At 23.9% G+C, this 8,889-nt stretch carries 6 protein-coding genes; all 6 read right to left on the minus strand.

Translation table 11 applies throughout. The features are described from left to right. Positions 1–1,354: 1,354 nt before the first annotated feature. On the minus strand, positions 1,355–1,783 hold the full coding sequence (locus ACXLDF_RS01305) for a hypothetical protein (protein ID WP_457556681.1): 429 nt from the start codon (positions 1,781–1,783) through the stop codon (positions 1,355–1,357). Between the two features lies 1 nt (position 1,784). Further along, positions 1,785–3,848, minus strand: coding sequence for an ATPase, T2SS/T4P/T4SS family (locus ACXLDF_RS01310; RefSeq protein ID WP_457556682.1), 2,064 nt, complete (start codon positions 3,846–3,848; stop codon positions 1,785–1,787). Between the two features lie 506 nt (positions 3,849–4,354). Further along, on the minus strand, positions 4,355–4,651 hold the full coding sequence (locus ACXLDF_RS01315) for a hypothetical protein (protein ID WP_457556683.1): 297 nt from the start codon (positions 4,649–4,651) through the stop codon (positions 4,355–4,357). A gap of 9 nt (positions 4,652–4,660) precedes the next feature. Further along, positions 4,661–5,866 carry a Cdc6/Cdc18 family protein gene (locus ACXLDF_RS01320; protein ID WP_457556684.1) on the minus strand — a complete coding sequence of 402 codons (1,206 nt, stop codon included), beginning with the start codon at positions 5,864–5,866 and terminating at the stop codon, positions 4,661–4,663. A gap of 84 nt (positions 5,867–5,950) precedes the next feature. Then, on the minus strand, positions 5,951–6,124 hold the full coding sequence (locus tag ACXLDF_RS01325) for a hypothetical protein (RefSeq protein ID WP_457556685.1): 174 nt from the start codon (positions 6,122–6,124) through the stop codon (positions 5,951–5,953). A 401-nt stretch (positions 6,125–6,525) separates the two neighbouring features. After that, on the minus strand, positions 6,526–8,889 hold a 2,364-nt coding region (locus ACXLDF_RS01330), incomplete at its 5' end, for a PKD domain-containing protein (protein WP_457556686.1).

The following is an 8,889-nucleotide window of genomic DNA, read 5'->3' on the forward strand; positions in this document are numbered from 1 at the left end:
TCCCTAAGTAATTTGTCCGAACTGCGCTAAAATTAAGTGTATTTTGCAAATATAACTCACTTTTTGACAAAATTGATCTGAAAATGAAAATAAATACGCTTAATATACTCAAAATTATTGTTGAAATAAATTTAAATGTATTCGATTTTATCTTTATTTCTTTTTGTATTAAATTCTTCTTTTTTTCGATTTTTAAATGTTGTTTAAAGATATGGTTAAGTATATAATAAAAATCAATGCTTCTCTCACTATTTCGATTTAAAATTTGAAGAAACGTTTCTAATATAATTGAAATTTTTTGATCTTTGCCTTTTTTTTTTAGAAGATCAAAAAATTTTGATATAGGATTAAAACTTAAGTAAATTTTTACTAAATTTCTCTCTGAAATATTCTTAAAAGTCGAATTTTGAATCGATTCAAGTAATGCAAATTGAGCTGAGGAGAATTGAAGGTAATAACTCATTTTTTCAAGAAACTTAATAATTTCAAGTAGAGTTAACTCATGATGCCTGCTATTATTTTCTGTTATTATTACTGGAAAAGAAATAATCCATCTTTTTTCAAGAAATACTAGTATCATTAGAAAAATTGACAAAAACGAAAGTCGATCAAGAGTGGATTGAATATAGAAGAGGTTTGCAAAGAAAAAGAGAATTGGGTAGAAAATTGTGATAAATGTCAGGATCTGCAGATGAGTTTCGAATTTTGATAAAAAAACCTCAAAGCGATATAAAAGCTTTTCTTCAAATTCATCTATTAAAGAATGGTTTTTATTAATGTTATTTGCTGAAATGAGGTGATGAAATAAATAATTAAATTCTTGAGAAAAAAATTTGATTTCCATTAATTTTTCTTTTATACTTGCTCCAAAAAGAATTTCTTGGATTTTTTTTGAAGTATTTATTCCTAATGTCGGAAAATAGCCAAAAAAATTAATAATATGAACTAAAAAATTTTCAGATTTATGAATAATTTGCGAATATATTGTGATATACAAAAGAAAAAAGCGATAAGAATCAATATTTTTATTTTCTTGTTTTTTTATCTCAATTAACAATATATTATTAATATCGAAATATAAAATGAAATAAGATGTTAATGAAAAGAATAAAAATCCAGTACTCTTTGGCAAAAAAATAAAAAGAATAAAAAAAAATAATGTTAAACAAAAAAGAATTAAGAAATTAGCTTTTTTGATCTGTTCATTTGTTATTCCATAAATAAATCCGATTCTTTTTAGTTCTAATTTCTGATTTTTATTTTTAAAAAGAATTGGCTTTGATTTGAATTTTTGGCACAAATTTATGTATAGTTTGAGGAAATATTCATTAACTTCAATCAAAATATTCTCTTCCTAATAAAATTGAATGAATTTTGAATTATTAGATACTTCTACAGCATATCGAGATATTGTTTGATTTAAACCACTAATTTGAATATCTTTTGAAATTTTTAATTCAAATTGAATAAAAATACTTAAATTATTATTATAAAAAAAAAGAGTAATGTTTCTATTTTTGTTTTCAAAAAAACCTTCAATTTTTCCTTTTTGACTGTATTGAAATTGGACTAATTGGCTGTAATTTGAGGAAAATGATAATTTTGATATCTTTTCATAGTTTTGACTCAAATTTTCAATATCTGAATAAATTATTTCAAGATCAGAGTTTAATTTTATTCTCAAGTATGAAGTGTTAAAAAGTGGAATAAAAAATGGAAATAAAACCAAGTTTAAAAGTAATCCAATAACTATTAATAGATTTTTCTCAATAAATTCACTCATATCAAAGTTCTTTTATCATATAATTATTAATATTACGATAAATTTTATTGATTCCCTTAAATATTAGAAATTTATCATATTCCTGGTTTTTACTTAATGATTTAAAAAATTTTAAAAATTCATTAAAAATATATTCTAATTTTCTTAAATCTAATGTGAATAGAAAATTATAGTTATTTGTTAGAAGTGAATGAAATTCATTGGTATTTTTAATCCATTTTTTCATTTCAAAATTATAATTAAATATTGGACTGATTTTTATCTCCTTAATTTTTGAGTTATATACAACTTGATAAATTGATTGAATAATTCTTTTTGAATCGAGCTTTTTCATAAAAACTATTATACCTAAGTCGTTTAAGCAAGATGGATTAATATTATAATGTATAATCCATCGGTTTAATAAACCATTAATTGAAGAAGCATGAGTGGTTTGAAGACCTTTTAATCCTGCACTTAAGCAATGAAACATTGCCTTTGTTTCTAATTTACTAAGAATCTCACCTAATATAATAAAATCTCCGGACCTATGCAATAAATTATATATTTGTTTTTGTTTATTGTCCTTTTTTGAAGTTTCTGGTTCAACTTTAAATTTAAGTTGATGGGTGACTTTCTCGAAAATTTCTAATGTTTCAATATTTTCTTCTAAATATATTTTTCTAAATGTTGAAGGAACAAAAAGATCAATTGCATTTAATAGTGTTGTTTTTCCTGAATTGACCTCGCCAAAAATTGTAATATTTATCCTAAAATAAACTAAAAATACTAGAAAACTTGCAATTTCATGATTTAATGTATTTAATCGAAGTAAATCCATTAACGTTAATGTTTTTTTTTTTAGATTGCGAATATCTATACTAATATTTTTCCAATGAGAAGGGTAGATATCAATACTAATTCTTGCATAAAAGAATTGTGATTGAAAAACATGTGTAATGCTTGGGTTTTCAAAATCTAGCCGTTTTTTGCTCTCCAAGCAAACATATGTTTGAATTGCCTCAAGTTCTGCTCGATTAAGCTTAATATTGCTCTCTAATCGGCCGTAAATTTGGTGATTAAAATATAAAGAATTATCCTGTTCATCTAAAAATATTTCTTCAATATTTTCATCTTGAAGAAAAATGAATATTGATTCAATTTTTAAAAATTTTAATGTCAAAAGAAAAGCAATTTTATTTCGAGAAATTTCCTTTATTGATTTATAATATCCATCTAATAAATGATTAAATTTTGAAGAAATAACAATAATTCTTTCTGTTAAATCATGATTATTATTTAAAAAGTTAAACTTGCTTATTTTAGATTCTAAAAATTGATAAAATTGATCAAATTTTGCCAGTAATGATTGTCCTAAATTAATTTCATAATATATTTTATTATTTTGATATTCTTCATCTCTGATTATATTAATGATAATCATATCCTGAAAAATCAAATATTTTTCAATTACATTTTGAGAGTTAGAACAAATTTCTTTATGTAATTGCAAATTATCTTTTTTTTTCAAATTCGGAATGATATCTTTTAAAGATTGAATATTCCAAGAAAATATTGCATAGTTTGATCTTAAATATTCTGAAATTCTTGATTGTTCAAGTAGTTTTACAAATTTCCTAATATTATTTTGGTTGAGTGAACAATTTTCAGTTTTTGATTGATTATCTAAAATTTGATTATGGGATTGCAAACTTGATTTTTTATTTATAATTTCAAAAAAAAAGGATATTGAAAATCGATTACTAAAATGATTTATCTTTATAATTCTGCGTTTTTGTTTAAAATATGATTTTACCATATTGTTATAGACTTTTTGCATTTTTTTATATAATTTTTTAAGTAAAGTGAAAATTTCAATATCATCTTTTGATAAATTTAATCCAAATGGACATTGTACCTCTTCAAAATCTTTTTGATGATATTTAACAAATTGAGTAAAAATACAATAAAAACAATCTTTTTCGGAACACATTCCAGAAAATGAAGATTCTTTTGGGATTAATTTACATAAAGCGTGATTTTTCAACGAAAAATCAGATTTATCAATTTTAAAATAATCCATCATGGATCTTCTTTATTATTATTTAAAAATTTCGAAATTAAAATAAGAATGATAAGATTAAAGAAAGCAAAAAAAATGGAATTAATGGTTTTTTTCTTTTTATTTTCTTGTGTATAAAAAATAATTTGAAAAAAAAAAGAATAAATAGAAAAAAGAAAAAGAAGATGAATAAATCAGGTAAAGAATATAAAAATAAAGGAAAAAGTAAAAAAATATCGTATTTTTGAGTTGGATTTATTAAATATAAAAGAATTATTTTAACATCAGCACCTCCTAATTTTCCTTTTATATTTGATCGAAGAAAAATCAAAAAAAAGATTATTTTAAATATAATTATTGAAACATCTATTTTAAAATCGTGAAGATATATAAAAAAAAGGGATAAAATCGAATTTACAATAAAAGCTTCTGAAATAATAATCTGATCTACTTTTTGAAAAAGGAGATCTTCAACGCTGAATATAATAAAAAAAATAAAAGTAGATGTATTAAGAAGAAAAAAAATATCATTAATCGTCATACTCATCCCAAAATTCTATTAGGTTTTTTATTGCACGTGCTTTTATATTTTCATCGCGAAATCGATATATTTTAATTCTTCCAAAACATTTCTCTTCTATTAATTTAGCTTTTATTAGAAATTCTAAATGATTTTTTACACTATTATGGTTTAAACCGGATAAATTTACAATATTTGAAATATTTGTCTCATGGGTAATTACAAGAATTTTTATTATTTTTGTTCTTCCCTTAGAAGCAAAAATATCCTCGATATTAAGTCTTGGTTCTTTTATTATGGTTTGCATGATAAACAATCACATTTGGGAATTAAAACTTCGAATTTTATTGCCTAATTTCTTATATATAGTATCAATAGGTAGATCGCTAATTGAGATAAATGATTTTCTCCCCTTGATATTTTTTGAAATTGTATTAATTGATATTAATCCAAAATTTGCAAAATGTTGAAGATATATCCATAATTGAGTATTTTTTCTTGGAACTTTTTGCAAATTTAAACAAATTTTTCTATAATTCTCTTTTATCTCAACAAAAGTAATTTTTGATTCACTTTTGTTAATAACAGAATCTAAAATTGAGAACAACAAAATATTTTCATGTAAATTTAGTGAATCGATAATATCAATTTGTAAATTTGGTATAATATTACTTAAAGAACTATCAATTTCTTTCCTTGATACTTTATCTAATTCTTTAGATTCTGCAATTTTTGTTGCATTTCTGATAATATTCAAGCCCTTTCTTATGTCTCCTGAACTTTCAATTTGTGATGCAATATACTCTATTAATTCTGGTGAAAATACATCTTGTTTTATTGATATTTTTATTCTTGCTGAAAGAATATCAATAATTTGTTTTTTTGTATATTTTTTTAATGAAATAATATTGCCTTGTAGAGTACTTTTTGTTGAATCATCTAAATTCCCTAAAAGGATTAAATTTCTTACAATAACAATAAGTGAAATGAAATTTTTTCTATCGTAATTTGTCTCATTTAAACGAGAAAGGCTATAAACTAAATTGAAATTAGAAAACTGCAGATAATTAAGTTCATCTAGTGTTAATACTAAATAAATTTGCGATTTTTTTAAATAATCTTCTAAAAATGTGATAAGTTCTTGAACTGAGTAACCACGTGAGGGAAAATTGCAATTAAGGTGAAAAAAGATACGGTTAAGAATGTTATAAGGCGTTCTTTCTTTTCTACAATTAATATGAATATATTTAATGCTTAAATTTCTTTTTTCTGAAGACATTAATAACATTTTTCCAAATGTTTTAGCAATAACTGTTTTTCCAATTCCAATTTCCCCTTGAATTGTAACTTTCCTTGAAATTAAAAAAGGGTCTTCTAAAAGTTTAACAAATATTTTGGAAAGTAAAATCAATTCTGCCTCTCGATGAATTAAAATATCAGGAATATAATTAATCTCTAAAAACTCTTCATGTAAAAATAGTGTTTTTGAAAGAAATTGATCTTCTAAATAATTAATCTCCATTTATTTTGTTCACCAAATTACAAATATTAAGAAATTTGTCGGAGAGTAATTAAAGAAAAAATGGATGGCAGTTTTCTTAATTATCTATATCCCTTCAAAATAAGAAATAACAGAAACAAACTGTTCTTCAATCCAATTATATATATTTGTTACAATTCCAATTAACATCAAAAATAATATTAAAGACAGTGCAATTAACAATCCAGATTCAAGCATAGATCCTCCTGAATTATCAATTAATAGAAATTTGATTTTCATCCTTATTTTTTCGAATCTCTTAAGAAGTTTTTTTTTTATCATAATCATTAATTTTAAAGAAAAATAAAAATTCCGAAATTTTAAAATTAATTTTCCATTAAAAATATTGTTTAGGATTTAAAGATTTACGTTGTTTTATAACAATGAGGAACCTCGCTTCTTATTCTTGACCGAGGAAATTAATAGATGAGAATCTAATCTTAGAATAGAAACGACTTTGAGATTACATAGTAATGATTTTTCAAATGAACTGTAATTATCAAATTGAAACGACTAAGATCCTCGAAGAAAGGGAAAAATAGCGTAAAACTTGTCAAGAGTTTGCTTTGAGTGTCCCGACTAGTTGGATATCTTAGTATAATAATATACACAAAAAAGCGGGTATTAAATCCATAAACGAATTATATTTTTATTTTTTTTATTCTTCTTCTTTTTGGTTTACATTTGATTATTTTTCTCTTTTTTAAAAAATAAACTCCGAATAATGCGGACCCAAAACCAATGAATATAGAGATAGGTTCCTTAATTGTATTAAAATTGAAATCTATATGATAAATTTCAGAATATTCATCAATATCTCCATTTAAATCTAATATTCGCAATGAAATATTAATATTTTTTTTTTGATTTGGAATGTAAAGAATAATTTCCCTTGTATTGATTGAATAAATTTTAGAATCAATAAACCAAATAATTTTTCCAGGTAAATTTCCAAAAAATCCATTAAATATAAACTTTACATAGGTTTGACTTTTTATTTTTGAAGTATTTACGAAAAATGATGAAATTGGGAATAAATCTTGAACAATAGATAAATTTTTAAAAAGACAATGATCTTTATCACCATCAAAATCAGACACATTTAATGAAATAGTATAGTTTCCTGGAGTTTTATAAAAATGTTTTGGGTTTCTTTCATTAGATCTACTTCCATCCCCAAAGTCCCAATTGTATTGTAAACCTCCATTCCCTTCATTTCCGCAAAAATAGAATATGATTTCTTGCTTTTCTACTGCTATAGTCTTATTTATTTTAAATTTGGCAGTGGGGAATAAATCTTGTAATACAACTATACTTATATTCTCAATTATTTGAATATCTCCATCCCAATCTTTTACTAATAAGAATATTGAGAAATTTCCTACAGTTTGATAAAGATGCACTGGAGTTTCTTTACTTGAATTAAAACCATCTCCAAAATCCCAAAAAAAATGATATGGTTCATTTCCATATACTCCTGTTGTTGTAAAATTGATTAATTGTCCTAGAATTATAATACTGGAGTTAAGAATACAAGAAATTTTAGGAAATAAATCTTCTTCTACAAATATTGAACATTGAGTCTGAAATTTATCACCATCAGCATCAATGACTAATAATGAAATAGTATAATTTCCTGATGACTCAAATATAAATAAAAAATTTTCATTAAATGATTTATTTATATCATTTACTTTCCAATTATATGAGAAAGGTAAATTTCCTTGTAATATATCCACTCCAATAAAAATGGGGGAGTTTTCAATTATACAACTTGTATTTAACTGAATACTTACTAATGGATCAAAATCTTCATTAACTAAAATGAGATTATACTCAGTATATGTGTCGATATCGAAATTAATATCCATAACTGAAAGAAATACTGAATAAATTCCAGGATTCTGATAAATGTGGGATGGGTTTTCTAAAGTTGAATTAAAACCATCTCCAAAATCCCAAAAAAAAGATGCATTTCCATTGCCTTTAGTTCCGTTGAACCAAAAAAATATCATTTGACCTGCTATAATTGCTTCAGAACTAATGAAAAATTGTGCTTGAGGAATTTTATTTTCTTTTATGTTTATTACTGTATAAATTAAAAAGAAATCACCATTTTCATCAACAATTTCAATCGAAACATTATATATACCTGATTTCTTAAAAGAATGGATAGGATTAAGTTCTTTTGAAAAATTGCCATCCCCAAAATCCCATAGGATTTTAACTGGTTCATTTCCAATATTACCAATAAAATCAAATGTAATCATATCTTCATTAAAATAATCTTTTTGAATAAATGAGATTATTCCATGAGGTTTTTTATCTTCTTGAATTGAAATATTTGTAGAAAAAATATCTATCTGATCATCTTTATCTTTTAAAACCAATGTCACTTGATATACTCCAATATCAGTAAAATTATGCATTGGATTTTCTTTTGATGAATTGCTTCCATCTCCAAAGTTCCATAAGAATTGAGTAGGATCATTACCGAGTGTTCCAGTAAAATTAAATTGAACTTCTTGATTTGCAAATAAAAAATCTTGGTTTATTGTGAAATTTGCTTGAGGGTGTAAATCTATTTCAATTATAACAGTATTTAAATATATTGAGATATCACCATCTTTATCATGAAGAATAAGACTTACATTATAACGTCCTTCAACAAGATAAACATGCATAGGGTTAGTTTCAGTTGAGTTCGTATCATCTCCAAAGTTCCATAAGAATTGAGTAGGATCATTACCGAGTGTTCCAGTAAAATTAAATTGAATTTCTTGGTTGGAAAACAAGAAATCTTGGTTTATGGTGAAGTTTGCTTGAGGTGGTAAATCCTTTTCAATTATTAGAATTGATGAATAAATTGAAATATCTCCATCATTGTCTTTAAGAGTAAGACTTACATTATAACATCCTTCAACAAGATAAACGTGCACGGGGTTAGCTTCAGTTGAGTTCGTATTATCTCCAAATTCCCATAAGAACTGAGTTGGATCATTACC

Source organism: Candidatus Harpocratesius sp. (genome assembly GCF_054039255.1).